This window comes from Ramlibacter sp. (assembly GCF_036383835.1).
Classification (GTDB): Bacteria; Pseudomonadota; Gammaproteobacteria; order Burkholderiales; family Burkholderiaceae_C; genus Ramlibacter.
The window spans coordinates 1-26,495 of record NZ_DASVNN010000055.1 but is presented as its reverse complement, the minus strand read 5'-3'; the positions used below and the strand labels follow the sequence as shown (position 1 = coordinate 26,495).

The window sequence follows — 26,495 nt, the reverse complement described above, 5'->3', positions numbered from 1 at the left end:
GAAGATGGGACTCTTGAGCCTCGCGATCTGGACGCCGATCGTCTTCGGCGCCGTGCTGCTGGCGCTGGGCCGCGACGACCAGGCGCGCACCGTGCGCTGGATCGCGCTGATCGGCGCGGTCGTCAGCTTCCTGGTGACGCTGCCCCTGTACGGCCAGTTCGACACGACGAGCGCCGCGATGCAGTTCGTCGAGAAGGCGCCGTGGATCGCGCGCTTCAACGTCAGCTACCACCTGGGCCTGGACGGCATCTCGTTCTGGTTCGTGCTGCTGACCGCCTTCATCACCGTCGTGGTGGTGATCGCCGGCTGGGAGGTGATCACCGAGCGCGTGAACCAGTACATGGGCGCGTTCCTGATCCTCTCGGGCCTGATGATCGGCGTGTTCTGCGCGCTCGACGCCGTGCTGTTCTACGTGTTCTTCGAGGCCACGCTGATCCCGATGTACCTGATCATCGGCATCTGGGGCGGCCCCAACAAGATCTATGCGGCCTTCAAGTTCTTCCTGTACACGCTGCTCGGCTCGCTGCTGATGCTGGTGGCGCTGGTGTTCCTCTACACCAAGTCGGGCGGCAGCTTCGACATCCTCACCTGGCACAAGCTGCCGCTGTCGTCGCTGGCGCAGACGCTTCTGTTCTTCGGTTTCTTCGCCGCCTTCGCGGTGAAGGTGCCGATGTTCCCGGTGCACACCTGGCTGCCCGACGTGCACGTGGAAGCGCCTACCGGCGGCTCCGCCGTGCTGGCCGCCATCATGCTGAAGCTGGGCGCCTACGGCTTCCTGCGCTTTTCCATGCCGATCGCGCCGGACGCCTCGCGCGAATGGGCCTGGCTGATCATCGCGCTGTCGCTGATCGCCGTGATCTACGTCGGCCTGGTGGCGCTGGTGCAGCAGGACATGAAGAAGCTGATCGCCTATTCGTCCGTGGCGCACATGGGCTTCGTCACGCTCGGCTTCTTCATCTTCAACGACCTGGGCGTCACCGGCGGCCTGGTGATGATGATCGCCCACGGCTTCGTGTCGGCCGCCCTGTTCCTCTGCATCGGCGTGCTGTACGACCGCGTGCACTCGCGCGAGATCGCGGACTACGGCGGCGTGGTGAACACGATGCCGACCTTCGCCGCCTTCGCCGTGCTGTTCGCGATGGCCAACAGCGGCCTGCCCGCCACTGCCGGCTTCATCGGCGAATGGATGGTGATCCTGGCCGCCGTGAAGGCGAACTTCTGGCTCGCGCTGCTGGCCGCCAGCTCGCTGATCCTGGGCGCCGCCTACAACCTCTGGATGGTCAAGCGGGTCTACTTCGGCCCGGTCGGCAACGAGCACGTGAAGGCACTGACGGACATCAATGCCCGCGAGTTCCTGGTGCTGGGCCTGCTGGCTGCCGCGGTGCTGGCCATGGGCATCTACCCGAAACCCTTCACCGACGTGATGAATCCCTCGGTGGACGCCTTCCTGAAGCACGTCTCGGCCTCCAAGCTCTGACAGACACAACATGGACAAACTGAGCTTCCTCGTCGTCGCGCCGGAAATCATCCTGCTGACGATGGCGTGCGTGATCGCCCTGGTCGACCTGGGCGTGAAGAGCCGCCTGCGCAACGCCACCTACTGGCTGACGATGCTGACCCTGGCCGTGACGGCCTGGTACTGCGGCGACCTCGCGTCCGGCGGCACCACCCTCTACGGCTTCAACCGCATGGTGGTCAGCGACCCGATGGGCAACTGGCTGAAGTGCTTCTCCGCGCTGGCCATGATGGTGTGCCTGGTGTACGGCCGTCCGTACTCGGGCGACCGCGGCATGCTGCGGGGCGGCGAGCTGTTCACGCTGGCGCTGTTCGCGCTGCTGGGCATCTTCGTGATGATCGGCGGCCACAACTTCCTGGTGCTGTACCTCGGCCTCGAGCTGCTCACGCTTTCCAGCTACGCGCTGGTGGCGCTGCGCCGCGACCACACGGTGGCGACCGAGGCCGCCATGAAGTACTTCGTGCTGGGCGCGATGGCTTCCGGCTTCCTGCTGTACGGCCTGTCGATGGTCTACGGCGCCACCGGTTCGCTGGACGTCGCCACGGTGTTCAAGGTGATCAACGGCGCCCAGGTGAAGCACCAGGTGCTGGTGTTCGGCCTGGTGTTCATCGTCGCCGGCCTGGCCTTCAAGCTGGGCGCCGCTCCGTTCCACATGTGGATCCCGGACGTCTACCAGGGCGCGCCGACCGCGGTGACGCTGATGATCGGCTCCGCCCCGGAACTCGCCGCCTTCGGCATCGCGATCCGCCTGCTGGTGGAAGGCCTGCTGCCGCTGGCGATCGACTGGCAGCAGATGCTGGTGGTGCTGGCCGTGGCTTCGCTGTTCATCGGCAACCTGGCCGCCATCGCGCAGACCAACCTCAAGCGCATGCTGGCGTATTCCACGATCGGCCAGATGGGCTTCGTGCTGCTGGGCCTGGCGGCGGGCGTGGTGAACCGGGACGTCAGCTTCGCCAGCAACGCGTACAGCTCCGCGATGTTCTACATCGTGACCTACGTGCTGACCACGCTGGCGAGCTTCGGCGTGATCCTGCTGCTGTCGCGCGAAGGTTTCGAGAGCGAGGAGATCGCCGACCTGGCCGGCCTGAACCAGCGCAGCCCGCTGTACGCCGCGATCATGTCGATCTGCCTGTTCTCGCTGGCCGGCGTGCCGCCGATGGTCGGCTTCTACGCCAAGCTGGCGGTGCTGCAGGCGCTGGTGGTTTCCGGCAGCGCGTTCTACATCGGCCTGGCGGTGTTCGCGGTGCTGATGTCGCTGGTGGCGGCCTACTACTACATCCGTGTCGTGAAGGTGATGTACTTCGACGCGCCGATCACGGCCACCACCGTGGCCGCCCCGGCCGACGTGCGCGTGGTGCTCACCATCAACGGCGCGCTGGTGCTGGTGCTGGGCATCCTGCCGGGCGGGCTGATGACGCTCTGCGCCGACGCCATCACCAAGATGCTGGCCTCGTAAGGGGCTGGGCTTCCCGTGTCGCAGTCGGCCTCCATCTGGCTGGTCCTGGTGCTGGCCTTCTGCGCCGCCAACCTGCCTTTCCTCACGCAGCGCCTGCTGGGCGTGGTGTCGCTGCGGCACGGCAAGAACCTCGCCGTCCGTCTCGCCGAACTGGTGTTGATGTACCTGGTGGTGGGCGGCATCGGGCGCCTGCTGGAAAATCGGCTGGGCCAGGTCGCGCCGCAGGGCTGGGAGTTCTACGCCGTCACCGGCGCGCTGTTCCTCACGTTCGCCTTCCCGGGCTTCGTGTGGCGCTACCTGTACAAACCGAGGCACTGAACACCCGATGGCGACCGACCAGCACCTGACCGAGCACACCACCGCCCGCGAGGAGCTGCTGAAGGGCCACGTCCTGCACGTCGTCCGAGACACCGTGCGGCTGCCCGACGGCGCCTCCGCGACCCGCGAATATGTGCTGCACCCGGGTGCGGTGGCGATCGTGCCGCTGCTGGACGACGGCCGCATCGTGCTGGAACGCCAGTACCGCCATCCCACCCGCCAGGTGCATGTCGAAATCCCCGCGGGCAAGCTCGACGCCGGCGAAGGCGCGCTCGCCTGCGGCCAGCGCGAGCTGCTGGAAGAGACGGGTTACGTTGCCCGCGAATGGGCGTACGCTTTCACCATGTACCCCACCGTCGCCTATTCCGACGAAGCCATCGAGATCTGGTTCGCGCGCGGGCTGGAGCATCGCGGCGCGCGGCTGGACGAGGGCGAGTTCCTGGACGTCATCGCGGCCACGCCCGAGGAGTTCCTCGGCTGGGTGCGCGAAGGCAAGGTGAACGACGCCAAGACGCTCGCTTCGGCGCTGTGGATCCAGAACGTTCTGGCGGGGACCTGGAAACTCGACTGGCAGGCCCCACCTGACCAGCCATGAAGGTCCTCAACCTCCAGTGCAGCCACGCCCACGCTTTCGAGGGCTGGTTCGCCTCCGAAGACGATTTCCAGGGCCAGCTCGCCCGCGGGCTGGTGGAGTGCCCCATGTGCGGCGACGCGCAGGTCTCCAAGATGCCGAGCGCCCCGCGCCTGAACCTCGGCGCATCCGAGCCCGCGAAGAAGCAGGAAGTCGCATCCGCGCCGAACGCGCAGATGCAGGCCGCCTGGATGGAGCTGGTCAAGCAGGTGATGGCCAACACCGAGGACGTCGGGCAGCGCTTCGCCGAGGAAGCCCGCAAGATCCACTACGGCGAGAGCGAGGAACGCGGCATCCGCGGGCAGGCTTCGCGTGAAGAGACCGAGTCGCTGCTGGAGGAGGGCATCGGGGTGTTGCCGTTGCCGATTCCGAAGGGCTTGAAGGGTCCTTTGCAGTAACGTCATCCCCGCGCAGGCGGGGACCCAGGGCTTTTTTGAAGTGGCGCTTTCGCGCCGCTTTTTTTCGCTTTTTCGCATCGCGCCGGCTGCCAGCCCCCGTGCGGGCGGGGCCGGGGTCGCGCTGGCATGGCGTCCTTCGCGCCTGCGGCGCTTCGGCAAACCTGCGAGGCCCGGGCAGGCGGCCCCCGCGACCGAACTCGCTGCGTGTTTGCCCGCGCACGGGAAAACACTCCGCTCAAACACCGGTACCGCGAGTCAGAAACGTACGCGCGGCTCGATACGCGCTAAAGCGCTCTCGTAGCCGCGCTGGGCCGCCTGCCCGGTCCTCGCAGGCGCCATGCCTTGATGCGCGACCCCGGCCCCGCCCGCACGGGGGCTGGCAGCAGGATAGGGCGGTGACGCATTGGTGCGTTGGCATCATCACCGCCATGGGGCCTGGCGTAGGGTGGGCAAGCTTGCTTGCCCACCTACGAGGGTACGAGGCCGCGCCGCCTGGCGCGACGCTTCAATACAAACGCCCTGGGTCCCCGCCTGCGCGGGGATGACGTTCAATACCTCGGCGCGAACCGCCGGACAGCATCCTTCACCTGCGGCGCCACCACGAACCCCGGTCCGTACCGGCTCGCCAGCACTTCCGCGCGATGCAGGAACGCATCGATGCCGGTGCCGTAGATGAACTGCATCGCCCCGCCGGTCCAGCCCGGAAAGCCGATGCCGAAGATCGAGCCGATGTTGGCGTCGTGCGCGCTGGTGAGGACGCCTTCGGCCAGGCAGCGCGCCGTCTCGATGGACTGGCGATAGAGCAGCCGGTCCTTCAGGTCCCGCATGTCCCAGGCCGCGTCCGGCTTGCCGAACAGCGTCTTCAATTCCGGCCACAGGAACTTCTTCGCGCCTTTTTCCGCCGGGTACTCGTAGAAGCCGCCTCCGGCCGCGCGGCCGTTGCGGTCGAATTCCTTGACCATGCGCTCGACGAGCAATTCGCCGGGTGTCGCGATGTAGGTCTGGCCCTCGGCGCGGAAGTCCGCGCGGGTCTGGTCGAGCACGTGCACCGACAGGGACAGCGCCGTTTCGTCCAGCACGGCGAGCGGTCCCACCGGCATGCCGGCCTGCAGGCCCGCCTGCTCCACCACCGCGGCGGGGAGGCCTTCGCCGACCATCGCCGCGCCTTCCATCACGAAGGTGCCGAACACCCGGCTGGTGAAGAAGCCGCGCGCATCGTTGACCACGATCGGGATCTTGCCGATCGCCTGCACGTAGTCGAAGGCGCGCGCTACCGTCTCGTCGTCGGTGGCCTGGCCGCGGATGATCTCCACCAGCTTCATCTTGTCGACCGGGCTGAAGAAGTGGATGCCGACGAATTTCCGCGGCTGCGCGCTCGCTTTCGCGAGGCCGGTGATCGGCAGCGTGGAGGTGTTGCTCGCGAAGAAGCCGTCCGGCGCGAGCAGGCCTTCCGCTTCCTTCGTCACCTTCGCCTTGAGTTCGCGGTTCTCGAACACCGCTTCGATGATGAGATCGCAGCCCGCGAGGTCCTTCGCCGATTCGGTGGGCGTGATGCGCGCCAGCAGCGCCGCCTGCTCCTGCGCGCTCATGCGGCCCTTGTCCACGCGCGCCTGCGTGATCTTGAGGCTGCAGGCCTTGCCGGCTTCCGCCTTGTCGATGGTGACGTCCTTCAGCACGGTGGCGATGCCGCGGCTCGCCTGCGCATGCGCGATGCCGGCGCCCATCATGCCGGCGCCGAGGATGCCCACCTTCTTCGGCTGGTAGCGTCCCTCCCATTTCGGGCGCGACTGGCCGCCCTTGATCGCGTTCATTTGGAAGAAGAACGTGTTGATCATGTTCTTCGCCACCGGCGACACGATCAACCGCGCCAGGTAGCGCGTCTCGATGCGCAGCGCGGTGTCGAAGTCGACCAGCGCGCCTTCCACCATCGCCGCGAGCGCCGCTTCCGGCGCCGGATAGAGGCCGCGCGTCTTCTGCCGCAGCGCCGCGGGCGCGACGGCCAGCATGCCCGCGATCTTCGGATTCGCCGGCGTGCCGCCGGGCATCCGGTAATCCTTCGCGTCCCAGGGCTGCTGCGCCTGCGGGTTGGCCGCGATCCAGGCGAGGGCCGCCGGACGCAATGCGGCCGCATCGGGAACGAGCTCGTGCACCAGCCCCAGCTCCAGGCCCTCGCGCGGCGGGAACAGCCTGCTCTCGAGGATGTAGGGCTGCGCGCCCATCAGGCCCAGCAGGCGCGTCATCTTGGTGATGCCCGACGCGCCGGGGATCAGCCCCAGCGTGATCTCCGGCAGGCCGAACTGGATCTTCGGATGGTCGACCGCGATGCGGCGGTGCGCCGCCAGCGCGACTTCCCAACCGCCGCCGAGTGCGGCGCCGTTGAGGCAGGCCACCACCGGCTTGCCCAGCGTCTCCAGCGTGCGGAAGTTCTTCTTGACCTGTTCGATCTCGCGGAACACCTGCGGCGCGTCGTCCGGCTGCAGGCGCATGGTGCCCTTCAGGTCCGCGCCGGCGAAGAAGGTGCTCTTGGCGGAGGCGAGCACGACGCCGCGGATCGCGTCGCGATCCTTCACGACCTGCTGCACCGCCTCGGTGAGGTCCTCCTGCCATTGCCGGCACATGGTGTTCACCGGCGAGCCGGGCTCGTCGAAGGTGAGGGTGGCGATGCCGTCCTGGAGCTCGTATTGGATCGTGCGCATGGTTGCCTTTGTCATTGCGGGCTCGACCCGCAATCCATGGTTCCCGGGTCAAGCCCGGGATGACAATTTCTAGGTTCGTTCCACGATGGTGGCGATGCCCATGCCGCCGCCGACGCACAGCGTGGCGAGGCCGTAGCGCAAGTTGCGGCGATGCAGCTCGTCCACCAGCGTATTGAGGATCATGGCGCCGGTGGCGCCGAGAGGATGCCCCATCGCGATCGCGCCGCCGTTGACGTTCACCCTCTCGTGCGGCACGCCCATCTCGCGCATGAACTTCATCGGCACCGCGGCGAAGGCTTCGTTCACCTCGAACAGGTCGATCTGGTCCATCGTCATGCCGGCTTTCGCCAGCGCCTTGCGCGCCGCCGGCATCGGGCCGGTGAGCATGATGGTCGGGTCCGCGCCCGACAGCGCCGCGGCGACGATGCGCGCGCGAGGCTTCAGGCCGTGCGCCCGGCCCGCCGCTTCGCTGCCGACCAGCACGGCGGCCGCGCCGTCGACGATGCCGGAGGAGTTGCCCGCGTGGTGCACGTGGGCGATGCGCTCCACCTGCGGATAGCGGCCGATCGCGACCTGGTCGAAGCCCATCGCCCCCAGTTGCTCGAAGGCCGGCTTCAGCGAGGCCAGGCCTTCCATCGTGGTGTGCGGCTTGATGAATTCGTCCTGGTCGAGGATGGTCTGCCCGAGGAAGTCCTTCACCGGCACCACCGAGCCGGCGAAGAAACCGCCCTCGCGGGCGCGCGCCGCGCGCTTTTGCGATTCGAGCGCGAACGCATCCACGTCGTCGCGCGAGAAACCCTCCAGCGTGGCGATCAGGTCGGCGCCGATGCCTTGCGGCACGAAGGCCGTCGCCGCGTTGGTCTCGGGGTCCTGCGCCCAGGCGCCGCCGTCGGAGCCGATCGGCACGCGGCTCATGCTTTCCACGCCGCCGGCCACCACGAGGTCCTCCCAGCCGGAGCGCACCTTCTGCGCGGCCATGTTCACCGCTTCCAGCCCGGAAGCGCAGAAACGGTTGAGCTGCACGCCGGCGCAGCGCCAGTCCCAGCCGGCCTTCAGCGCGGCGACCTTGGCGATCACCGAGCCCTGTTCGCCGATCGGCGAGACCACGCCCATCACGACGTCGTCGACCGCGGCGGTGTCGAAGTCGTTGCGGCGCTGGAGTTCGGCCAGCACGCCGGCCAGCAGGTTCACCGGCTTCACCTCATGCAGGCTGCCGTCCTTCTTGCCCTTGCCGCGCGGGGTGCGGATCGCGTCGTAAACAAATGCTTCGCTCATGCGGGTCTCCTGGATCGCGGCAGTATATGCATCCGACTGAGCGCACGCTCGGTGAAATTCCTAAGCGCGCGCGGTGTCGCAGAGGTGACGCCTTCGGGGTTTCTCGCATGCGCTGCCGGGCGGATCGCTCCTAGATTTTCGGCAGCCCGTCGCAACGAGCGGGCACCCACCCCTCAGGAGAGACACCTTGCAGACCAACCTTTCCACAGCCCGGGCCCGCGCCTGCCGGCTGGCACCCTGCGCCGCGGCGGCCGCGCTGCTGGCCGCTTGCGGTGGCGGCGGCGGCAGCGACGGCGGCGCGAACATCGGCAGCGTCCGCTCCGCCAACGTCGCCGACGCGAACATCCCGTTCGCGATCCGCACCGTCAACAACCGCGCCGACCTCGTCAGCGGCGGCGATGCGCTGTTCGAAATCACCGCGCCCGCCGGCACGATCCGCTCCGGCGTGCTCACCATCAAGCGCAACGGCGTGGACGTCACCGGCGACTTCACGCCGGCCGGCGACAACCGCCTGCGCGGCGTCGTCACGGGCCTCGTCGAAGGCAGCAACCTCATCGAGGCCACCATCCGGGGCGGCTCCGGCGCCCAGCTGGAAGTGACCAACGCGCCGCGGCACGGCCCCGTGCTGTCCGGCGCGCACGTCAAGCCCTTCCATTGCGCCACGCCGGTGCCCGTCCCCGGCGACGCGACGCGGCCGACGACCAACGCCAGCGGCCTGAGCGGCCAGCCGGACGCGAACTGCAACATCGCGACCGAGACCACGCTGTATTACCGCAAGGCCTCCGCCCCTTCCAACTGCACCACGAGCCTGCCGAACCCGGTGCCCTCCGCGACGTCCTGCTGGGGCCTGTGGACGCAGGCGACGCCAGCGGCGGACATCGCATCGGCGACCACCGACCACGGCGTCACCGTGCCCTATGTCGTGCGCCTGGAACGCGGCACGATGAACCGCGGCATCTACGACCTGGCCGTGCTGTTCGATCCGGCCGCGCCCTGGACCGCGCTGCGGCCGCAGCCGCAGTGGAACGGCAAGGTGTACTACAGCTTCGGCGCCAGCACCGGCCAGCCGCGCCGGCAGTCGCGCACGACGTCCACCGCATGGAGCGCGCTGGACGAGCAGCTCAAGCGCGGCTTCCTGGTGCTGGGCAACAGCATGAGCGACTCGGCGCGCAACTCCAACCGCGTGCTGATGTCCGAGACGGTGATGATGATGAAGGAGCACATCGCCGACACCTACGGTCCCATCAAGTACACGCTGGGCAACGGCTGCTCGGGCGGTTCGATCAATTCGAACATGAACGCCTCGATCGGCCCCGGACTGCTGGACGGCATCATCACGTCCTGCACCTATCCGGATTCCGAGACCACCTCGATGGAAGTCGGGGACTGCACGCTGCTGGTGGAGGCCTACCAGAGGATGCGCGCCTCGCCCTTGTGGAGCGGCCTGACGCAGGCAGCCGTGGACGGCAAGAAGGCGGCGATCAACGGCCACGTGGATCCCTCGGTATGCCATGCGTGGTTCAACGCCTTCGGCAGCAACGGCAAGGCGGGCGTGTACACGCAGCGCCTCGTCGCCACGCCGCAAGGCCTGGTGATCGACTCGCCGGCGGGACCGGTCAACAACTGCGAGCTGCCCAATACGGCGGTGTACGACCCGCGCACGCCGGAGACCAGGGCGGCGACGGAGCAGCTGCCGCGCTGCAACGCCTGGTCGTGGGCCGAGTCGATCTGGGGCAGGGTGCCGGGCAGCTTCGCGGCGCGCGACACGCGCGACAACGAAGGCGTGCAGTACGGCCTCAAGGCGCTCAGGGACGGCGCGATCACGCCCGAGGAATTCGTCGCGCTGAACGAGGCGGTCGGCGGCATCGACCGCGATTCCACGCCGCGCGCGCAGCGCAGCCAGGCCGACGTCGAAGCGCTGGAGACCGCGTACCGCTCCGGCATCGTGGCTTCCGGCAAGCAGCTGGCCAAGACTCCCATCATCGACCTGCGCGGCTGGGACGATTCGAACGTCGACGTTCCGCCGGGCCAGACGGCGAACCCGAATCCGCTGCAGACCATCCCGATCCACCACCAGTGGTTCAGCTGGGCCGTCCGCGATCGCATCCAGCGCGAGTACGGCGACTTCGGCAACCAGGCGCTGTGGCGCTTCGCCCGAACCGGACTCGCGCCCACGCCGGCGACGTCGCTGTTCGCCTTCAACTCCATGGACACCTGGCTGACCAAGCTGGTCACCGACACGTCCGGGGCCGCCATCGAACAGAAGGTGCGCGCGGCACGCCCGGCCGACACCGCGGACTTCTGCCTGCTGCCCGAGGACGCGACGCAATCGCTGGCCAACCGGGTGACCGACATGGCGGCCTGCGACGCCAACAAGTACCTCAAGCCCTCGCTGTCGCCGCGCCAGGTGGCCGGCGGCCCGCGCGCGGAGGACATCCTGAAGTGCCAGCTGAAGCCGCTCGATGGCGCGGACTATGGTGCAGTGGGTTTCAGCGCGACGCAATGGAGCCGCCTGCAGGCGGTGTTCGCCACCGGCGTCTGCGACTGGAGCAAGCCGGGCGTCGGCCAGCAACTCGCCGTGAGCCCGCTGACCTTCCAGGCCGGCGCGGGCGGGCAGCCGCTGCCGCCCGCGCCGATGTCGACGAAGAAGTAGAGTCGCCGTGACACACCCGCCGCCGGCTGACGGCGGCGGGATTTTTTTTCCGAGGACGCCCATGATCGAACGCACGCTCTTCACGCCCGACCACGACGCCTTTCGCGATGCCTTCCGCCGCTTCGTGGAGAAGGAGGTGGCCCCGTTCCACGCGCAGTGGGAAGAGGACGGTCATGTCGATCGCGAGCTGTGGCGCAAGGCGGGCGCCAACGGTTACCTGTGCGCCACCATGCCGGAAGGCTACGGCGGCGCCGGTGCGGACAAGCTCTATTCGGTGGTGCAGATGGAGGAACTCGCGCGCGGCGGCTTCAGCGGCGTGGGCTTCGGGCTGCACAGCGAGATCGTCGCGCCGTACCTCCTGCATTACGGCAGCGAGGAGCAGAAGCAGCGCTACCTGCCGCGGCTCGCGAGCGGCGACATGGTCGGCGCGATCGCGATGAGCGAGCCGGCGGCGGGCAGCGACCTGCAGGGCATCCAGAGCACCGCGGCCCGGCAGGCCGACGGCAGCTTCCTCCTGAACGGCAGCAAGACCTTCATCACCAACGGCTGGCACGCCGACCTGGTGATCGTGGTGGCGAAGACCGATCCGGCGGCCGGCGCCAAGGGCACCAGCCTGCTGCTGGTGGAGCGCGGCATGCAGGGCTTCGAGAGGGGCAAGCGGCTGAAGAAACTGGGCCTGAAGGCGCAGGACACCTCGGAACTGTTCTTCGACAACGTGCGCGTGCCGGCGGACAACCTGCTGGGAGGCGCGGCGCTGGAGAACCGCGGCTTCGTGTGCCTCATGGAGCAGCTGCCGTGGGAACGGATCCAGATCGCCGTCACCGCGGTGGAGGCCGCGCAGGCCGCGATCGACTGGACGGTGCAGTACGTGAAGGACCGCCGCGTGTTCGGCCAGCCGGTGGCGGCGTTCCAGAACACCCGCTACAAGCTCGCGGAGCTGCAGACCGAGGTGCAGGTCGCGCGCGTGTTCGTCGACAAGTGCCTGGAACTGGTGCTGCAGGACAAGCTCGACACCGCCACCGCGAGCATGGCGAAGTACTGGACCACCGACCTGCAGTGCAAGGTGATGGACGAATGCGTGCAGCTGCACGGCGGCTACGGCTACATGTGGGAGGTGCCCATCACCCGTGCCTACGCCGACGCGCGGGTGCAGCGCATCTACGGCGGTACCAACGAGATCATGAAGGAGGTCATCACACGCTCGATGGGTCTCGGCGCAAAATAAGGCGATGCTCCGTACGCTCAAGGACCTGTTCGATGCATTCACGCCGCGGCCCGCGCCCACGCCTGCGCAGGAAGCGCATGCGCTGCAGCTCGCCTGCGCCGTGCTGCTGGTGGAGGTGATGCGCGCGGAACCCGAAGTGAAACCGGAAGAGCGCGCCGCCGTCGTCGGGGCGCTGCGCCGCAAGTTCGCCCTGGCGCCGGACGAACTGGATCGCCTGGTCGAACTGGCCGACGAGAAGGCGCGCGGCGCCAACGATTTCTTCGCCTTCACCTCCACGCTCAACGAGCGCTTCGACCACGAGCAGAAAGTGCGCATCGTCGAATTCATGTGGCAGGTCGCCTATGCCGACGGCGACATCGACGCCCACGAGAACCACCTGATCTCCAAGGTCGCAGGCCTGCTGCACGTGACCCACGGCGAGTACATCGCGGCAAAGCTGCACGCCCGCCAGGCCGCCGGCTCCGGCGCACCCTGACCCGTTCGTCGCACCCGCAAGCTCGCGCTTGACACGGAGGGCCTCGCGGCTAAACTAAACCGTATGGTTAAGCAAAGGAGAGACGCATGCTCTACCGTGGCAGCTGCCATTGCGGGCGGATCCGGTTCGAAGTGGAAGGCGAGGTCGACAGCGGCATGGCCTGCAACTGCTCGATGTGCTCGCGCAAGGGATCGCTGCTGTGGTTCGTGCCGCGCGAGAATTTGCGCCTGCTGACCAGCGAGGACGCCGCGTCCACGTACCTGTTCAACAAGCACGTGATCAGGCACCGGTTCTGTCCCACCTGCGGCATCCACCCGTACGGCGAGGGCGCGGGGCCCGGTGGCGTGCGGATGGCGGCCATCAACCTGCGGACGCTGGAGGACTTCGACCTGTCCTCGGTGCCCGTGAAGCACTACGACGGCAAGTCGGCCTAGTCACCGAGAGGAGCAAGTCATGAACCCTGTCGTGCATTTCGAGATGCCCTACGACGACCGCGAGCGCATCGCGCGTTTCTACCGCGAGGCCTTCGGCTGGAAGCTGGAGATGCTGGGCGCGGAGATGGGCAACTACGTGCTGGCCACCACCCTGGAAGGGGACACGCGGCCGGATGCGCCGCGCGGCGGCATCAACGGCGGTTTCTTCCCGCGCGATCCCAAGATGCCGGGCCAGCATCCCTCGGTGGTGATCGGCGTGCAGGACATCCAGCAGTCCATGAAGGCGGTGAAGCAGGCCGGCGGCGAGGTGCTGGGTGCGCCGATGGAGATCCCCGGCGTCGGCCAGTACGTGGCCTTCCACGATACCGAGGGGAACCGGTTGAGCATGCTGCAGCCGCTGCCGCGGTCGCAGTGAAGGGATGACCGGCGACGCGGTCCTCGACCAGGTGTTCTGGGCGCTGTCGGACTCCACGCGCCGCAGCGTGATCGAGCACCTGACGCGGGGGCCGGCGACCGTGAGCGACCTCGCGCAGCCGCATGCGATGTCGCTGCCCGGATTCATGAAGCACCTGAAGGTGCTGGAGGACGCGGGACTGCTGGTGCGCGCCAAGGAGGGCCGCAGCGTGCGCTGCGAGCTCGCGCCGCGCGCGCTGGAGGACGCCGCCATGTGGCTCGCGCATTACGAGAAGTTCTGGACCGCGCAGCTCGACGCGCTCGGCCGCTACCTGTACCACCAGGAGGAAGTGCAAGCATGGAAACCGGCTCGCTCGACGACAGGCCCTCGCTCCGGCTCGTCCGCCGCTACCCCGTCGCCCCGGAAAAAGTCTGGCGGGCCTGGACGGACCCGCAGGCGCTGAGCGCGTGGTTCGGCCCGGGCGAGGCGAACTCGGTGACGCTGGCGGAAATGGACGTGCGCGAGGGCGGCCGCTACCGCATCCGCTTCCACACGCCGGATGGCGAGGAGCACGAGGTCTCGGGCACCTACGAAGGGGTGGAAGCGAACCGGCGGCTCGCCTTCAGCTGGGCCTGGCGCAGCACGCCCGAGCGGGTGTCGCAAGTGAAGCTGGCGTTTCGCGCCGTCGACGGCGGCACGGAAATGGATTTCCGCCACGAGTGCTTCTTCGACCAGCAGGCCCGCGACGGCCACGAGCGCGGCTGGACGGCCACGCTCGTGAAACTGGAGGACTGGCTTCGAGGGTAGGGTGGGCAAGCTTGCTTGCCCACCGACAGCCCATGGTGGGCAAGGGGACCTTGCCCACCCTACGAATCATCAACTCCGCCGCGGATCGCTCGGGAAGTCGTCGAAGCGGTTGGCGACGCCGTCGCCGTCGCGGTCGCGGTCATCGGCGTTGCGGATGCCGTCGCCATCGAGGTCGCCGTTGGGGCCGTACAGCTGCCTGCGCGCCTGGCGCCGCTCGTAGCGGTCGTCGTCGTCGTAGGAGTAGCGGTCGCCGCGCACCCACTGGCCGCCCACCAGGTGCCAGGAGCCGTCCTGGTGCTGCACCCAGCGTGCCTCCTGCCAGTCCCAGCCCGTGCGCGATTCGATCCAGCGGCCCGACGCCCACGTGTAGCGGCCATCGCGCCACTCGTAATGGCCGGGCGCCCACACGAAGCCTTCGCGCGGCGCGGGGACCGTTTCGAAGATCGGCGCCGGCGGCGCGGCCTGGACGATGGTCACGTTGCCCGGCGTCGTCGCGACGACGGCGGGGACGGCCTGCGCACCGGTGCTCAGGCCCAGCAGGGCGGCGCTGCCCAGTGCGGCAGCGAGAACGGTCTTCCGGATCATGGGAACTCCTTGTCTTTTCGAATACGGACAAGGTACGGCCGCGTTGGCACGAGCGGGATCGGACCGGGGCGGCTCTGCCCGTCGGCGCCGTCTGGCTAGACGCAAGCGGCTCGTGCGTGGATCAGTTGCGGCGTGCGCAGGCCGGCGCGGCCTGCTGCTGGGCCAGCTGTGCGCAGGCCAGCACCGGGGCCGTCGCCGCGCGGGCGGGCATCACCGTGAGGTACAGCGCGGCGCCCACGGTGCCGATCGCGAACACCGTGGTGCCGAACAGGAGGTACCACGGCCAGCTCGTGGACGGGTGCAGGAAGGTCCAGAGGGTTTGCGGCAGCGCCGACGCCGGCGCGGGGCAGGCAGGGCGTTCGGCCCGGCGGATCCACAGGTCGTGTTCGGCCCGCCGATGCGCATCGGAGAGCACCTCGTAGGCCGCGTTGATGGCAGCCATCGCCCGCGAGGCGTTCGCGTTGCCAGGCATCTTGTCGGGGTGGTACTTCTGCGCGAGCTTGCGGTAGGCGGCGCGCACGCGCTCGGGCGTGGCATCGCGCTCGACCTGCAGCAGGTCGTAATAGGTGGGCATCCGCTCGGCCATCGCTACGATTTTCATAGCTTCGTCCGGCGGGCGTCCAGCGAAAGCTTTCATGAAGGCGGAGGAATGTAGTCCGCCTGCTACAAAAACAACAGCAAGAGGCTCAGGCGGCGCGGTGCCGGAGGAAGGACGCGACGAACAGGCGGGGGATGGGGATGTGGAAGCGCTGGCGCTGTTCGGCCAGGGTGCGCGCATGCCGCGGCAGGCACGAGACCTCGTTGCGGGCGTAGAGCGCGACGGAGGTGAGAGCGGCGTCGAGGCTGCGGTGCTTTTCGCCGCCGAAGATCTTGAACGCGCAGTCGGCGTCCCAGTAGCTGTCGGGCGATGTCCAGCAGACCTTCGCGTAGCTGGCGTAGCGGTCGCCGTCGCCCACCGGTGCGGCGTAGGCGGCGAAGTAGAAACCGTTGACCGGCCCCCAGATCCTTTCCATGTGCGCTCCCACGGTACTGCTTTCGAGGGCGCGAGTTTGCTGGAGAGGTTGCTCTGCCGTGACGCCATGCATCGCAGGTCGCGGCGCGGTCCTACAAACTTCGGGGCATGAAAAAAAACGGCCGCACGAGGCGGCCGGATCCGCTTGTGCAGCCTCTCTAGTACCCGACGGACCAGCCGACCGCCGCGGCGCACACGCACAGCACCAGCGCCGCCAGCGCGCGGCTCGCGCCATCGTCGCGCGCCGGACTCGCACGATAGGGCAGCAGCTTGTCGCCGCCGATCATGGCGCGCACCAGCTTGCGACGGCGCACGATGCGGTAGAAGGCGATGGCGACCACGTGCAGCAACACGAGACCGAGCAGCAGCCACTGGCCCACCTGCTTGTGCAGCAGCGTGGCGGCGCTCGCCAGTGCACTGGAGACCTTGTCGTTGAGCGCCCCGGTGAAGCCGCCGCCGTCGTCGCTCAGCAGCCCGGTGGCCACCTGCGCGAACAGCACCAGCAGCATCGCGAGCACGGACAAGGCACCCAGCGGACTGTGGCCCGCTTCCTGTTCCGGCTTCGCCTGGCCGCGCAGGTAGGCCTTCACGGCCGCCGGCGTGGGCAGGAAGCTCGCGAAGCGCGACCAGCGCCCGCCGATGCAGCCCCACACGATGCGGAACGCCAGCAGCGCGAGGACGGCGCTGCCCAGGCGCGCGTGCCACTCCATCCACGCTCCGCCCGCGTAGCCGGTGGCCGCGAGGCCCGCCAGCGAGGCCGCGAGCGACCAGTGGAACACGCGGGTGGGCAGGTCCCACACGCGCACGCGGAACAGTCCCGCCTCCTGCGCGCGCTCGCGCGCGGGGGCCAGCGGCGGCGACTGCGGCGGCGCGTGGGGAACGAGGACGCCGAAGTTATTGGCTACGGTAGGCATCGTGGCACTCCTTGCAGGTGTTCGCCGCCGGCCCGAAGGCGGCCTTGATCTGCGCCAGGTCCTGGGTCTTCGCGGCGGCCAGCAGCCGGCCGGTCTCGGCGACCAGGCGTTCGTTCTGTTCGCGGAAACGCGCCGACTCGGTCCAGATCTCCGGGCGGGCGTGGTCGGTCGGCAGGTCGGTGCCGTGGCCGAATGCCGTTGCGGGCAGGCGCGCGAGCGTCGCCACCACCTCGGCATCCTGAAGCGCGACGCGGGCGTCGAAGGGCAGCCGGCCGCGCGCCATGTTGCCGATGCGGGTGAAGTGCTGGTTCAGGACGAACCAGGCGCCCTGCCGGTATTTCACCGCTTCCTCGGCGCGCGCGAACTGCGCGGAGGCCGGTGCCGGCAACGTGGCGCACAGCGCGCCGAACAGCAGCGCGTGGCGCAATGCGGTGGTGTTCATTCGCCCGTGTACTCCAGCAGCGCGAGGTAGTCGCGGCGATCGGCCTTCTGCCATTGCTTGACGCCGATGTCGGCCAGCAGCGCCGGCTGGCCGTTCATGGCGAGCAACGTTTCGGTCAGGCGCGCGGCGAGGTCGGGCGGCGCCTTGGGCGAGGCCAGCACCGACCAGTTCACCACCGGCTGCGTCTCGCCGATCACGGTGCCGCCGGCTTCCTTCCACTTGCGCGCGATGGTGGGATTCACCACGCCGGCCTCCGCCATGCCGCTGGCCACCTGCGAGGCCACGCTGTCCTGGAAGCGCGTGTGCGAGATGTAGGGATCGCGCACGCCGCGGTGCCTCAGTTCGGCCTTGGCCACGGCGGCGGTGGCGGAGGACTCGTCGGGCATGAGCAACTTGCGTCCGCCCAGCTGAGTGAGGTCGCGGATCGGCGAGTCCTTGGCGACGATGAAGGCGGAGCGGTACGGATCCGAGCGCGCCACCAGCGGCTGGTAGCCGTGGTCGCGCACCAGCTTCGAGAGCTGGTTGACCGACTTGCCGAACAGCACCAGTGGCTTCTCGTCGGCCAGGGCCTGCTGCACGAAGCGGCGGATGTCGATGATCGGGTCGATCAGCACCTGGCGCGCCTTCAGCTGCGGCGCCAGGTAGTCGGCCCAGGACTTGTAGCGCACGGCGAGCATCGAGATGCTCAGGTCCGCGGTGACGGCCTCGTTGATCAGGAAGCGGCTGTTGCCGGGCGCCTGCTGCGCCCACCCGACGGGCACGGCGCACAGGGCGGCCGCGCCGGCAGCGCGCAGCAGGTCGCGCCGGTGCAGGCGCGGAGCGGGGATCGACGTCGTCATTGCGGCACCTCGTGGCCGTTGCGCACGGGCTGCCACGCCACCGGCGCGGCCTGCTTCGCGGCGCGTTGTTCCCAGGCCCTGGCCGCCTGCACCGTGGCCTTGAAGGCCTCGGCGCTTTCCAGCAACCACGTCTTGTCGTCCGGCTTCAGCGCGTAGCTGTTGCGGAATTCGTCCATGGGCATCTTGTCCTCGCGCACCGACTTGATCAGGCGATCGATCTCGCCCGCCGCGTGCGCCGGCGTGGACAGCAGCACCAGGCGGCTCATCTTGTCGGGGTTGTTCGGTACGTGGCACTGCGTGCACTGCGACTCGCGCATCTGCAGCGCGAGGTCGCGGTACTGGCGGTCCAGCGTGCGTAGGTAGGGGTTCTCGGGACGGTAGAGGCCGTCGAACAGCGTCACGGCCGGCTGCGTGCGGCCGCCGGCGTCGGTCCACAGCCAGGTGCCCTCGAACTTGTGTTTCACCGGCTGCACGGCCTGCAGCATCGGCGTCGGCCCCCGGTTGGTGAACTGCGCCACCTGGATCTTCGCCGTCTTCGGATGCACCCACAGCAGGAAGCTGTTGGCGTTCTGGTAGGTGCCCCACTTCGCCTCTTCGTGCCAGAAGGGGTAGGGGAACTGGCCCGGGGCCAGGCGGTTGCGGAACGCAGCTTCCAGCCGCACCAGGTACTGGCGCTCTTCGGGCACCCACTCCACCGTGTGCTTGCCGTTGAACATGAACAGCGGCGCGTACAGGTGGGTCCAGGTGTCGGGCGCGAACTGGGTGAGGTTGGTCTGGCGCAGCGTCGCGTTCGGGTTGGTGCTCTGGCGGCCCCACAGCAGCACGGGCGGCAGGTGCGCGCGCAGCGTGCTGTCGCCGAAGAGCGCGGCGCGGCAGCTTTCGAAGGCGGCGGCATCGTTGGCTTCGGCGAGCGGGCAATGGCGGGCGAGTTCGGCCGCGATCGCGGCGGCCATGGTCTGGACGGCCGGCGGGACGGCCGCCTCCTGCGCTCGCGCCGCGCCGGCAGCGAGAAGGGCGGCGCCGAGCACCGCGGCCAGGCGAAGGGACAGGGGACGGAACTGCTTCATGCTTCTCACTCCTTCGTGTAATCCAGCAAGGCGAGGTAGTCCTGGCGCTCCGCCGGCGCCCACTGCTTGATGCCGAGGCCGGTCAGCAGCGGCTGGGCTTGCGTGTTCATCGCCAGCAAGGCGTTGCGAAGCAGCGCCACGTCCTGCTCGCCGACGGCCGGCGCTGCAAGGACGGACCAGTTCACGACCGGCTGGGTCTCGGCGAGCACGCGGCCGCCTTCCTGCGTCCACTTGCGCGCGATGGTGGGATTGACCACGCCCACCTGCGCGAAGCCGTTGGCGATCTGCTGGGCGACCGCTTCCTGGTAGCGCGTGTGCACGATCTGCACCGCGCCGGCGTTCTGCACGCGCAACTCGGCGCGCGCCACCGCGGTGGTCGCCGCGGACTCGTCCGGCATGATGATCTTGGCGCGCGCACGGGACGCGTCCGCGAGCGTGCGGATCGGCGAGTCCTTCGCCACGATGAAAGCCGCCTTGTACGGGTCGGCACGGCGCACCAGGGGCTGGTAGCCTTCGTCGCGCACCAGCTTCGCCAGCTGGTTGACCGATTTGCCGAACACGAGCTGCGGCTTGGTCGGCGATTGCGCCAGCACGAGGAAACGGCGGATGTCGACCACCGGTTCGACGCCGATGGTGGGTTTGCCGCGCAATTGCGCGCCCACGTATTCGGCGAATGGCTGGTAGCGAGCGGTGAGGATGAAGAGGTTGGACTCGCCGGTCACCGCCTCGTTGACCAGCAGCCGCCAGGGCTTGTCCGCGGCCACCTTGCGCGGCGACTCGGCGTGCGCGTCGAGCGCCAGCGCGAGACCTCCGCCGCCGCACAGGCCCAGGAACTCCCGCCTGCCCACGGCCCTCCCACCATCCTTCGACGTCCTTGCCATCGCTTCTCCCTTTGTTGCGTTTGGTGCGGACTGTAGGGAGAAGACATGAAAGTGGGCAATTCGCCATCGCATCGGCGCGACGGCGCGCTGTCACAAACCTTCGCGATCCGGTGACAACTCTTCACGAGGCGGCACACGTGCTGACAGTGCGCAGCGGCTTGCGTGCAGCAGCCGGTGCGCGCACCGGGACGGACGGTTGCGGCCGCAACTAACGCACGGCCGCGGCAGGCGGGCGAGGAAATTTTCCTCACCCGCCTTAGGGAGCGTCACGCCGACAACGCGCGCATCTGCCGGATCAGGTCGCTCTTGCCCTCGAAACCGATGCCGGGGAGGTCGGGCATCGTCACGTGGCTGTTCTCCACCTTCACGCCGTCCGGGAAGCCGCCGTAAGGCTGGAACAGGTCGGGGTAGGACTCGTTGCCGCCCAGGCCCAGGCCCGCCGCGATGTTCAGCGACATCTGGTGGCCGCCGTGCGGGACGCAGCGGCTGGGCGACCAGCCGTGCTGCTTCAGCATCTCCAGCGTGCGCAGGTATTCGACCAGGCCGTACGACAGCGCGCAGTCGAACTGCAGCCAGTCGCGGTCGGGGCGCATGCCGCCGTAGCGAACGAGGTTGCGCGCGTCCTGCATCGAGAACAGGTTCTCGCCGGTCGCCATCGGGTTGGTGTAGTAGCTGCGCAGGATGGACTGCAGCTCGTAGTCCAGCGGGTCGCCGGCTTCCTCGTACCAGAACAGGTCGTACTGCTGCAGCGCCTTCGCATAGGCGATGGCGGTGTCCATGTCGAAGCGGCCGTTGGCATCGACGCACAGGCGCTGGCCGTCCTTCAGGATGGACAGCACGGACTCGATGCGGCGCTGGTCTTCGGCCAGCGAGGCGCCGCCGATCTTCATCTTCACCACCGAGTAGCCGCGATCGAGGTACGAGCGCATCTCGTCCTTCAGTTGGGCGTCGTCCTTGCCGGGGTAGTAGTAGCCGCCGGCGGCATAGACGAACACCTTGCGGTTCACCTCGCCGTTGCCGTAGCGGTCGGCCAGCAGCTGGAACAGCGGCTTGTTCTCGATCTTGGCCACTGCGTCCCACACCGCCATGTCGATCGTGCCGATCGCCACCGAGCGCTCGCCGTGGCCGCCGGGCTTCTCGTTCCTGAACATGGTGTCCCACACCTTGTGCGGGTCGAGGATGCCGCGCGCATCGAGCAGCGACTCCGGCTTGGCCTCCGTCACGCGCGGCAGGAAGCGCTCGCGCATCAGCTGGCCCTGGCCGTAGCGGCCGTTGGAATTGAAGCCGTAGCCCACCACCGGCTTGCCGTCGCGGACCACGTCGGTGATCACGGCGACGAGGCTCAGCGTCATCTTGCTAAAGTCGATGTACGCGTTGCGGATGGGCGAGGAAATCGGAACGGTCTTTTCGCGGATCTCGACGATCTTCATGGGGTCACTCCTGTGGAACGGGTGCGATCATCGCCAAACCTGCCGCGCGAGGCCAATGCCCTTTTTCTTGACTTCCATGCCGCCGAGGCACCGCCCATGAACCTGTCCTGGCTGGAGGACTTCCTCGCGCTCGCCGCCAGCGGCAACTTCTCCCGCGCCGCCGAGGAGCGGAACATGACGCAGCCCGCCTTCAGCCGCCGCATCCGCGCGCTGGAGGAATGGCTGGGCGTCGACCTGTTCGATCGCAGCAGCCAGCCCGCGCGCCTCACGCCGGCCGGCGACTGGTTCCGGCCCCAGGCCGAGGAGCTGCTGGCGCGCGTGGCGCGCCTGCCCGGCGAGGCCCGCGCCGTGTCGGAGGCGAATGCCGCCACGCTGCGGCTGGCGGCCACCCACGCGCTGTCCTTCAGCTTCGTGCCGGGCTGGCTGCAGTCGCTGGAGGCGCATACCGCGCGCGGGCCGATCCGGCTGGTGTCGGACGTGCTGGAGCGCTGCGAGGCGCTGCTGGCGCAGCGGCAGGTGCAGTTCGTGGTCGCGCACGCCCCCGCCGCCGGCCGCGGCGAGCTCGATGCGCAGGGCGTTCCTTCGGTGGCGATCGGCGCCGACATGCTGCTGCCGGTGCATGCGCCGGGTGCGCCGGAGCGGGCGCTGCTCGGGTTCAGCGACGAATCGGGGCTGGGGCGCATCGTGCGGCAGACGCTCGGGCCGGAGCTCGCGGCCGCGGGATTGCTGCCGGTGTTCACCGCGCATCTCGCGTCGGTGCTGAAAAGCATGGCGCTGGAAGCGAGGGGACTGGCCTGGCTGCCGCACTCGCTGGTGCGCGAGGAGCTGGAGAAAGGGAGGCTGCGCATCGCCGGGCCGGGGCACTGGCAGATCGCGGTGGAAATCCGCCTGTATCGCGATCCGGGGCCGCTGGGGGCGTATGCGGAGGCGTTCTGGCAGGCTGCGGCGGCCTGAGCGTCGGGGTTCGGGCTTCGCCGCTCACCCCGACCTACGAATGCCCGGCTGCTTGTAGGGCGGGGGTGAGCGCGAAGCCGAACCCCGCCGAACGCTCCTCAATAAATATCCGGCTCGCCCGCCGACTCCCCGAACTCCGTGCGCAGGAAATCCATGTCGCAGCCGTCGTTGGCCTGCAGGATGTGCTCGGTGAACATCCACCCGTAGCCGCGCGAGAAGCGCGGCGGCGGCGCCTTCCATCCGGCGCGGCGCTTCGCCAGTTCCTCGTCGGACACGTCCACGTGGATCGTGCGATTGGGGATGTCCACGCTGATGCGGTCGCCGGTCTTCACCAGCGCCAGGTTGCCGCCGACGAAGGCCTCGGGCGCCACGTGCAGCACGCAGGCGCCGTAGCTGGTGCCGCTCATGCGCGCATCGCTGATGCGCAGCATGTCGCGCTTGCCCTCCTTCAGCAGCTTCACCGGCAGCGGGATCATGCCCCACTCGGGCATGCCGGGACCGCCCTTGGGCCCGGCGTTGCGCAGCACGATGACGTGGTCCTCGGTGACGTCCGCGTTCGGGTCGTCGAGCATCTTCTTCATGCTGGCGTAGTCGTCGAACACGATCGCCGGGCCGCTGTGCTTCATGAACTTTTCGCTCATGGCCGAAGGCTTGATCACGCAGCCGTCCGGCGCCAGGTTGCCGCGCAGCACCGCGAGCGCGCCTTCCTTGTAGACCGGGTTCGACAGCGGCCGGATCACGTCGTCGTTGAAGCACTCGGCGCCTTCGAGGTTCTCGCCCACGGTCCTGCCGGTCACCGTCTTCTGGTCCAGCTTCAGGTGGGACTTGATCCGCTGCATCAGCGCCGGCACGCCGCCGGCGTAATAGAAGTCCTCCATCAGGTACTGGCTGCTGCCGTTGGGCCGGATGTTGGCCAGCACGGGGACTTCGCGGCTGATGCGGTCGAAGTCGGCCAGCGAGATGTCCTGGCCCGCGCGGCGCGCCTGCGCGATCAGGTGGATGATGGCGTTGGTGGAGCAGCCGAGCGCCATCGCCACCGTGATGCCGTTGAGGTAGGCCTCGCGCGTCTGGATCTTCGAAGGCCGCAGGTCCTCCAGCACCATGTCGACGATGCGCCGGCCGCATTGCGTGGCCATGCGCTGGTGGCTCGCGTCGACGGCGGGGATCGCCGCCGCGCCGGGCAGGGCCATGCCGATGGCCTCGGCGATGGAGGTCATCGTGCTCGCCGTGCCCATGGTCATGCACGTGCCCGCGCTGCGCGCGATGCCGCCCACGATCGACATCCACTGCGGCTCGCTGATGGTGCCGGCGCGGCGCTCGTCCCAGTACTTGAAGGCGTCCGAGCCGGAGCCGAGCGTCTGGCCGCGCGAGTTGCCGCGCAGCATGGGTCCCGCCGGCAGGAAGATCGCGGGCACGTCGGCGCTGGTGGCCCCCAGCAGCATCGCGGGAGTGGTCTTGTCGCAGCCGCCCATCAGCACCACGCCGTCGACCGGGTAGGCGCGGATCATCTCCTCCACCTCCATCGCCAGCATGTTGCGATAGAGCAGGGCGGATGGCTTGATCAGCACTTCGCCGAGCGACACCGTCGGCAGTTCCAGCGGGAAGCCGCCCGCCTGCAGCACGCCGCGCTTCACCTCTTCCGACCGGTGCTTGAAGTGCTGGTGGCAGGGATTGAAGTCGTTCCAGTTGTTCAGGATCGCGATGACCGGCTTGCCCTCCCAGTCCTTGGGGTCGTACCCCATCTGCATCACCCGAGAGCGGTGGTTGAAGCTGCGGAATTCGTCACGGGCCAGCCAGCGCTGGCTGCGGAGGTGCTCGAGTTTGGCCATGGCGCCGTATTGTGAACCGCGCGCCGCGCACCATGCCCGCCCATGGCGTAGGGACGACAGGGAGCGCGCGCGACGCTGGTGCCCTTCTTCGGCACAATAAAAAATCCCCCGGGGCCGCAGGGCTCCGAGGGATAAGTAGCCGGGAAAGAAACTTGAAAAAGAACCCGGCTCACTGACTGTGATTGCACATCGCGTGCCCGGGTTCCTGTGCGGGGGCCGGTGCTGCGAAACGGCAACAGCACTGTTCGTGAATTTGTCACGTCGCACTGCGCAGCCCGTTGCAAGCGATTTTTTCGACTCGCCTCCCGGGAACCCTTTCTGTAGGATGACTCTGACAAACAGGGCCGCATCCTCCGGTCCTTTTTGAACGAACTCGGGCTGGCGCGCGCCGCGGCAGCCCCCGACCAGGAACAGCATGTCCGACCTGTCCGCCGACAAAGACCCCGTGGACGCGCCCGAAAGCGCTCCCGCCGCGACGAGCCTCTGGCTCAGCCTGAGGAAAGCGGGGTCCCGGCTGTCCGACTGGTTCGCGATCCAGTCCATGGCCGTCAAGCTGATGGTCATCACGGTCGCGATCCTCATCCCCCTCACCGCCACGTATTCCTTCGTGGTCTGGAAGCGCCAGGCCGTCGTCGCCGAGCAGGTGAAGGCCATGGCCGGCCAGTCCGGCGCCGACGCGCTGTGGACGATCGACGAGAAGCTGCCGGTCGTCTTCGGCACCGGCTCGATCCTCGGCTTCCTCGAGTCCAACCCGATCGAGCACGTCACGGTGATCTACAAGCCGCTGATGTGGAACGTCTCCGAGCGCATCGTGCTGATCGAGTCGGCCGGCAAGCAGTACGCCTGGTACCCGAGCGACATGGAGACCAAGATCTTCGCGGACAAGGCGGTCAACGCGTCCTGGGGCGGCAAGCTGGTGTTCATCCCGCGCGGCGAGCTGTCCGGCAGCGGCCTGCGGATGCTCGAGCGCCTCGACGAGCGCTTCGCCGGGGCCCGCCCGCAGTCCGAGAAGGACGGCTGGAAGGCCGGCGTGAGCGGCGTGCTGTCGGCGGCGCTGACCATCGGCCTGCTCGGCTTCCTCGCCCTCCACCTCAAGGGCCAGTTCAAGTCGCTGCGCTTCATCGAGCCGCACCAGGTGCATGGCTCGATCGACGACCTCGTCGGCATGGACGACATCAAGACCGAGGTGCGCCAGATCAAGGACCAGTACGAGCGGCGCGCCGAGTACGCGGAGTACGGCATCAACAAGCCGTTCAACGTGATGTTCAGCGGCCCCGCGGGCACCGGCAAGACCAAGCTCGCGAGCTACCTGGCCAAGGAACTGGGCCTGCCGATCCTGTTCCACTCGGCGGCCAACCTGGAGACCGGCTACGTCGCCGGCGGCTCCAACACGCTGGCGCGCATCCTGTCGATCGCCAAGCGCCGCAAGCGCTGCATCGTCTTCCTCGACGAGGCGCAGGACCTCTTCATGAAGCGCGGCGGCCACCGCAAGTTCGACGACGACACGCAGAACATGCTGCTGGCGATCCTCGACGGCGTGCGCACCAAGAGCGACGCCGAGATCATCTGGATCGTGGCCTCCAACTTCAACAGCGAGTCCATGGCCATGGACGAGGCCATGCTGCGCCGCTTCCAGATGAAGGTGGACTTCCGCATGCCGAACAAGGAAGAGCGCCGGGCCATCATCGGGCACTACCTCGACCAGCGCGCCGACAAGGTGGCCGGCGACATCGACATGCGCCACATCGTGGAGATCACGGAAGGCCGCAGCCCGGCGGACCTGGAGACCATCGTCAACCAGGCCGGCATCACCGCCGTGCAGGGCGGCGAACTGATCGACGCCGACACGCTGATGCAGGCGGCCGAGCGCGTGATGGTGGGCAACGTCAACGCCAACACCACCAAGGAACGCGAGCGCGATCGCCGCATCATCGCGATCCACGAGTGGGGCCACTTCCTGGTCGACTTCGAGCTGGAGCGCAAGAAGGCCGGCGGCGACTGGGACAAGCTGCTGGGCGAGATGAAGACCATCAAGATCTCGCTGAAGGCGAATCCGCGCAACAACGCGCTGGGATTCGTGTTCCACAAGCAGGGCAACAACCTGCTGAAGACCAAGTCCGACATCGAACACGACGTGCGCGTGCTGCTGGGCGGCATGGCCAACGAGGAACTGTTCTTCGGCGAGGAGGGCACCACCAACGGCGCCCACAACGACATCACGCGCGTCACCAAGCTGCTGCACCACGCGGTGGCCGAGATGGGCA

26 protein-coding genes are annotated in these 26,495 nt (G+C 68.4%); 14 read left to right on the top strand and 12 right to left on the bottom strand.

Annotated features, from left to right (window positions below; all coding sequences use genetic code 11):
- Positions 1–4: 4 nt before the first annotated feature.
- Genes VF522_RS09275 through VF522_RS09255 form a run of 5 tightly spaced genes read left to right on the top strand, consistent with a single transcriptional unit; the run spans position 5 to position 4,319 of the window.
- Complete coding sequence (locus VF522_RS09275; RefSeq protein WP_330907962.1) at positions 5–1,477, top strand: NADH-quinone oxidoreductase subunit M; 1,473 nt, start codon at positions 5–7, stop codon at positions 1,475–1,477.
- A 10-nt stretch (positions 1,478–1,487) separates the two neighbouring features.
- Entirely contained in the window at positions 1,488–2,972 is a 1,485-nt protein-coding gene (gene nuoN, locus VF522_RS09270; RefSeq protein WP_330907961.1) for an NADH-quinone oxidoreductase subunit NuoN, read from the top strand.
- Between the two features lie 15 nt (positions 2,973–2,987).
- Positions 2,988–3,290 (top strand): DUF2818 family protein, encoded by a 303-nt coding sequence (locus VF522_RS09265; protein WP_330907960.1) that lies wholly within the window; start codon positions 2,988–2,990, stop codon positions 3,288–3,290.
- Positions 3,291–3,297: 7 nt separating this feature from the next.
- On the top strand, positions 3,298–3,885 hold the full coding sequence (locus tag VF522_RS09260) for an NUDIX hydrolase (RefSeq protein WP_330907959.1): 588 nt from the start codon (positions 3,298–3,300) through the stop codon (positions 3,883–3,885).
- Positions 3,882–4,319 (top strand): DUF1178 family protein, encoded by a 438-nt coding sequence (locus tag VF522_RS09255; RefSeq protein WP_330907958.1) that lies wholly within the window; start codon positions 3,882–3,884, stop codon positions 4,317–4,319. The genes VF522_RS09260 and VF522_RS09255 overlap by 4 nt, the downstream gene beginning before the upstream one ends.
- 548 nt (positions 4,320–4,867) lie before the next feature.
- On the opposite strand, the gene VF522_RS09250 is transcribed toward VF522_RS09255, so the two are convergent.
- Complete coding sequence (locus tag VF522_RS09250) at positions 4,868–7,015, bottom strand: 3-hydroxyacyl-CoA dehydrogenase NAD-binding domain-containing protein (protein WP_330907957.1); 2,148 nt, start codon at positions 7,013–7,015, stop codon at positions 4,868–4,870.
- 69 nt (positions 7,016–7,084) lie between these two features.
- Entirely contained in the window at positions 7,085–8,290 is a 1,206-nt protein-coding gene (locus tag VF522_RS09245; protein WP_330907956.1) for an acetyl-CoA C-acetyltransferase, read from the bottom strand.
- A 187-nt stretch (positions 8,291–8,477) separates the two neighbouring features.
- Between VF522_RS09245 and VF522_RS09240 the strand changes: the two genes are divergently transcribed.
- From VF522_RS09240 to VF522_RS09210, 7 genes are all read left to right on the top strand, one after another.
- On the top strand, positions 8,478–10,943 hold the full coding sequence (locus VF522_RS09240) for a DUF6351 family protein (RefSeq protein ID WP_330907955.1): 2,466 nt from the start codon (positions 8,478–8,480) through the stop codon (positions 10,941–10,943).
- Between the two features lie 61 nt (positions 10,944–11,004).
- Positions 11,005–12,168 carry an acyl-CoA dehydrogenase family protein gene (locus tag VF522_RS09235; RefSeq protein WP_330907954.1) on the top strand — a complete coding sequence of 388 codons (1,164 nt, stop codon included), beginning with the start codon at positions 11,005–11,007 and terminating at the stop codon, positions 12,166–12,168.
- Between the two features lie 4 nt (positions 12,169–12,172).
- A complete protein-coding gene (locus VF522_RS09230; protein ID WP_330907953.1) occupies positions 12,173–12,643 on the top strand; it encodes a TerB family tellurite resistance protein in 471 nt (156 codons plus the stop codon).
- A gap of 86 nt (positions 12,644–12,729) precedes the next feature.
- Entirely contained in the window at positions 12,730–13,077 is a 348-nt protein-coding gene (locus tag VF522_RS09225; RefSeq protein WP_330907952.1) for a GFA family protein, read from the top strand.
- A 19-nt stretch (positions 13,078–13,096) separates the two neighbouring features.
- The gene (locus VF522_RS09220) at positions 13,097–13,492 is read left to right on the top strand and encodes a VOC family protein (protein WP_330907951.1); all 396 of its coding nucleotides are present in this window, start codon (positions 13,097–13,099) and stop codon (positions 13,490–13,492) included.
- Positions 13,493–13,496: 4 nt separating this feature from the next.
- Positions 13,497–13,934 (top strand): metalloregulator ArsR/SmtB family transcription factor, encoded by a 438-nt coding sequence (locus VF522_RS09215; RefSeq protein ID WP_330907950.1) that lies wholly within the window; start codon positions 13,497–13,499, stop codon positions 13,932–13,934.
- On the top strand, positions 13,829–14,278 hold the full coding sequence (locus VF522_RS09210) for an SRPBCC domain-containing protein (protein WP_330907949.1): 450 nt from the start codon (positions 13,829–13,831) through the stop codon (positions 14,276–14,278). The genes VF522_RS09215 and VF522_RS09210 overlap by 106 nt, the downstream gene beginning before the upstream one ends.
- A 69-nt stretch (positions 14,279–14,347) precedes the next feature.
- On the opposite strand, the gene VF522_RS09205 is transcribed toward VF522_RS09210, so the two are convergent.
- From VF522_RS09205 to VF522_RS09165, 9 genes are all read right to left on the bottom strand, one after another.
- The gene (locus VF522_RS09205) at positions 14,348–14,863 is read right to left on the bottom strand and encodes a hypothetical protein (RefSeq protein ID WP_330907948.1); all 516 of its coding nucleotides are present in this window, start codon (positions 14,861–14,863) and stop codon (positions 14,348–14,350) included.
- Positions 14,864–14,984: 121 nt separating this feature from the next.
- A complete protein-coding gene (locus VF522_RS09200; protein WP_330907947.1) occupies positions 14,985–15,464 on the bottom strand; it encodes a J domain-containing protein in 480 nt (159 codons plus the stop codon).
- 85 nt (positions 15,465–15,549) lie between these two features.
- Positions 15,550–15,876 carry a hypothetical protein gene (locus VF522_RS09195; RefSeq protein ID WP_330907946.1) on the bottom strand — a complete coding sequence of 109 codons (327 nt, stop codon included), beginning with the start codon at positions 15,874–15,876 and terminating at the stop codon, positions 15,550–15,552.
- Between the two features lie 157 nt (positions 15,877–16,033).
- Positions 16,034–16,789, bottom strand: coding sequence for a cytochrome b/b6 domain-containing protein (locus VF522_RS09190; RefSeq protein ID WP_330907945.1), 756 nt, complete (start codon positions 16,787–16,789; stop codon positions 16,034–16,036).
- Complete coding sequence (locus VF522_RS09185) at positions 16,770–17,231, bottom strand: cytochrome c (protein WP_330907944.1); 462 nt, start codon at positions 17,229–17,231, stop codon at positions 16,770–16,772. The genes VF522_RS09190 and VF522_RS09185 overlap by 20 nt, the downstream gene beginning before the upstream one ends.
- On the bottom strand, positions 17,228–18,070 hold the full coding sequence (locus VF522_RS09180) for a phosphate/phosphite/phosphonate ABC transporter substrate-binding protein (protein ID WP_330907942.1): 843 nt from the start codon (positions 18,068–18,070) through the stop codon (positions 17,228–17,230). The genes VF522_RS09185 and VF522_RS09180 overlap by 4 nt, the downstream gene beginning before the upstream one ends.
- Positions 18,067–19,137, bottom strand: a complete 1,071-nt coding sequence (locus VF522_RS09175) for a hypothetical protein (RefSeq protein WP_330907941.1) — start codon at positions 19,135–19,137, stop codon at positions 18,067–18,069. Before VF522_RS09175 ends, VF522_RS09180 begins: the two co-directional genes overlap by 4 nt.
- 5 nt (positions 19,138–19,142) lie before the next feature.
- Positions 19,143–20,018, bottom strand: a complete 876-nt coding sequence (locus tag VF522_RS09170; protein WP_330907940.1) for a phosphate/phosphite/phosphonate ABC transporter substrate-binding protein — start codon at positions 20,016–20,018, stop codon at positions 19,143–19,145.
- Positions 20,019–20,284: 266 nt separating this feature from the next.
- Positions 20,285–21,448 (bottom strand): mandelate racemase/muconate lactonizing enzyme family protein, encoded by a 1,164-nt coding sequence (locus tag VF522_RS09165; protein WP_330907939.1) that lies wholly within the window; start codon positions 21,446–21,448, stop codon positions 20,285–20,287.
- A 96-nt stretch (positions 21,449–21,544) separates the two neighbouring features.
- Between VF522_RS09165 and VF522_RS09160 the strand changes: the two genes are divergently transcribed.
- Entirely contained in the window at positions 21,545–22,402 is an 858-nt protein-coding gene (locus tag VF522_RS09160) for a LysR family transcriptional regulator (RefSeq protein ID WP_330907938.1), read from the top strand.
- A 98-nt stretch (positions 22,403–22,500) separates the two neighbouring features.
- Here VF522_RS09160 and araD read toward each other — a convergent pair whose 3' ends face one another.
- Positions 22,501–24,231, bottom strand: a complete 1,731-nt coding sequence (gene araD, locus VF522_RS09155; RefSeq protein WP_330907937.1) for an L-arabinonate dehydratase — start codon at positions 24,229–24,231, stop codon at positions 22,501–22,503.
- A gap of 415 nt (positions 24,232–24,646) precedes the next feature.
- On the opposite strand from araD, the gene VF522_RS09150 reads away from it, so the two are divergent.
- Positions 24,647–26,495 (top strand): AAA family ATPase (locus VF522_RS09150; protein WP_330907936.1); only part of this gene is annotated, 1,849 nt, incomplete at its 3' end.

Excerpts from the sequence above, each read along its gene's own strand:
- VF522_RS09220 (WP_330907951.1), top strand. The coding sequence starts at position 13,097 with ATGAACCCTGTCGTGCATTTCGAGATGCCCTACGACGACCGCGAGCGC.
- araD (WP_330907937.1), bottom strand. The coding sequence starts at position 24,231 with ATGGCCAAACTCGAGCACCTCCGCAGCCAGCGCTGGCTGGCCCGTGAC.
- VF522_RS09245 (WP_330907956.1), bottom strand. The coding sequence starts at position 8,290 with ATGAGCGAAGCATTTGTTTACGACGCGATCCGCACCCCGCGCGGCAAG.
- VF522_RS09190 (WP_330907945.1), bottom strand. The coding sequence starts at position 16,789 with ATGCCTACCGTAGCCAATAACTTCGGCGTCCTCGTTCCCCACGCGCCG.
- VF522_RS09260 (WP_330907959.1), top strand. The coding sequence starts at position 3,298 with ATGGCGACCGACCAGCACCTGACCGAGCACACCACCGCCCGCGAGGAG.
- nuoN (WP_330907961.1), top strand. The coding sequence starts at position 1,488 with ATGGACAAACTGAGCTTCCTCGTCGTCGCGCCGGAAATCATCCTGCTG.
- VF522_RS09170 (WP_330907940.1), bottom strand. The coding sequence starts at position 20,018 with ATGGCAAGGACGTCGAAGGATGGTGGGAGGGCCGTGGGCAGGCGGGAG.
- VF522_RS09225 (WP_330907952.1), top strand. The coding sequence starts at position 12,730 with ATGCTCTACCGTGGCAGCTGCCATTGCGGGCGGATCCGGTTCGAAGTG.
- VF522_RS09275 (WP_330907962.1), top strand. The coding sequence starts at position 5 with ATGGGACTCTTGAGCCTCGCGATCTGGACGCCGATCGTCTTCGGCGCC.
- VF522_RS09200 (WP_330907947.1), bottom strand. The coding sequence starts at position 15,464 with ATGAAAATCGTAGCGATGGCCGAGCGGATGCCCACCTATTACGACCTG.
- VF522_RS09235 (WP_330907954.1), top strand. The coding sequence starts at position 11,005 with ATGATCGAACGCACGCTCTTCACGCCCGACCACGACGCCTTTCGCGAT.
- VF522_RS09165 (WP_330907939.1), bottom strand. The coding sequence starts at position 21,448 with ATGAAGATCGTCGAGATCCGCGAAAAGACCGTTCCGATTTCCTCGCCC.
- VF522_RS09160 (WP_330907938.1), top strand. The coding sequence starts at position 21,545 with ATGAACCTGTCCTGGCTGGAGGACTTCCTCGCGCTCGCCGCCAGCGGC.
- VF522_RS09175 (WP_330907941.1), bottom strand. The coding sequence starts at position 19,137 with ATGAAGCAGTTCCGTCCCCTGTCCCTTCGCCTGGCCGCGGTGCTCGGC.
- VF522_RS09210 (WP_330907949.1), top strand. The coding sequence starts at position 13,829 with ATGGAAACCGGCTCGCTCGACGACAGGCCCTCGCTCCGGCTCGTCCGC.
- VF522_RS09255 (WP_330907958.1), top strand. The coding sequence starts at position 3,882 with ATGAAGGTCCTCAACCTCCAGTGCAGCCACGCCCACGCTTTCGAGGGC.
- VF522_RS09195 (WP_330907946.1), bottom strand. The coding sequence starts at position 15,876 with ATGGAAAGGATCTGGGGGCCGGTCAACGGTTTCTACTTCGCCGCCTAC.
- VF522_RS09250 (WP_330907957.1), bottom strand. The coding sequence starts at position 7,015 with ATGCGCACGATCCAATACGAGCTCCAGGACGGCATCGCCACCCTCACC.
- VF522_RS09180 (WP_330907942.1), bottom strand. The coding sequence starts at position 18,070 with ATGACGACGTCGATCCCCGCTCCGCGCCTGCACCGGCGCGACCTGCTG.
- VF522_RS09185 (WP_330907944.1), bottom strand. The coding sequence starts at position 17,231 with ATGAACACCACCGCATTGCGCCACGCGCTGCTGTTCGGCGCGCTGTGC.
- VF522_RS09205 (WP_330907948.1), bottom strand. The coding sequence starts at position 14,863 with ATGATCCGGAAGACCGTTCTCGCTGCCGCACTGGGCAGCGCCGCCCTG.
- VF522_RS09215 (WP_330907950.1), top strand. The coding sequence starts at position 13,497 with ATGACCGGCGACGCGGTCCTCGACCAGGTGTTCTGGGCGCTGTCGGAC.
- VF522_RS09230 (WP_330907953.1), top strand. The coding sequence starts at position 12,173 with ATGCTCCGTACGCTCAAGGACCTGTTCGATGCATTCACGCCGCGGCCC.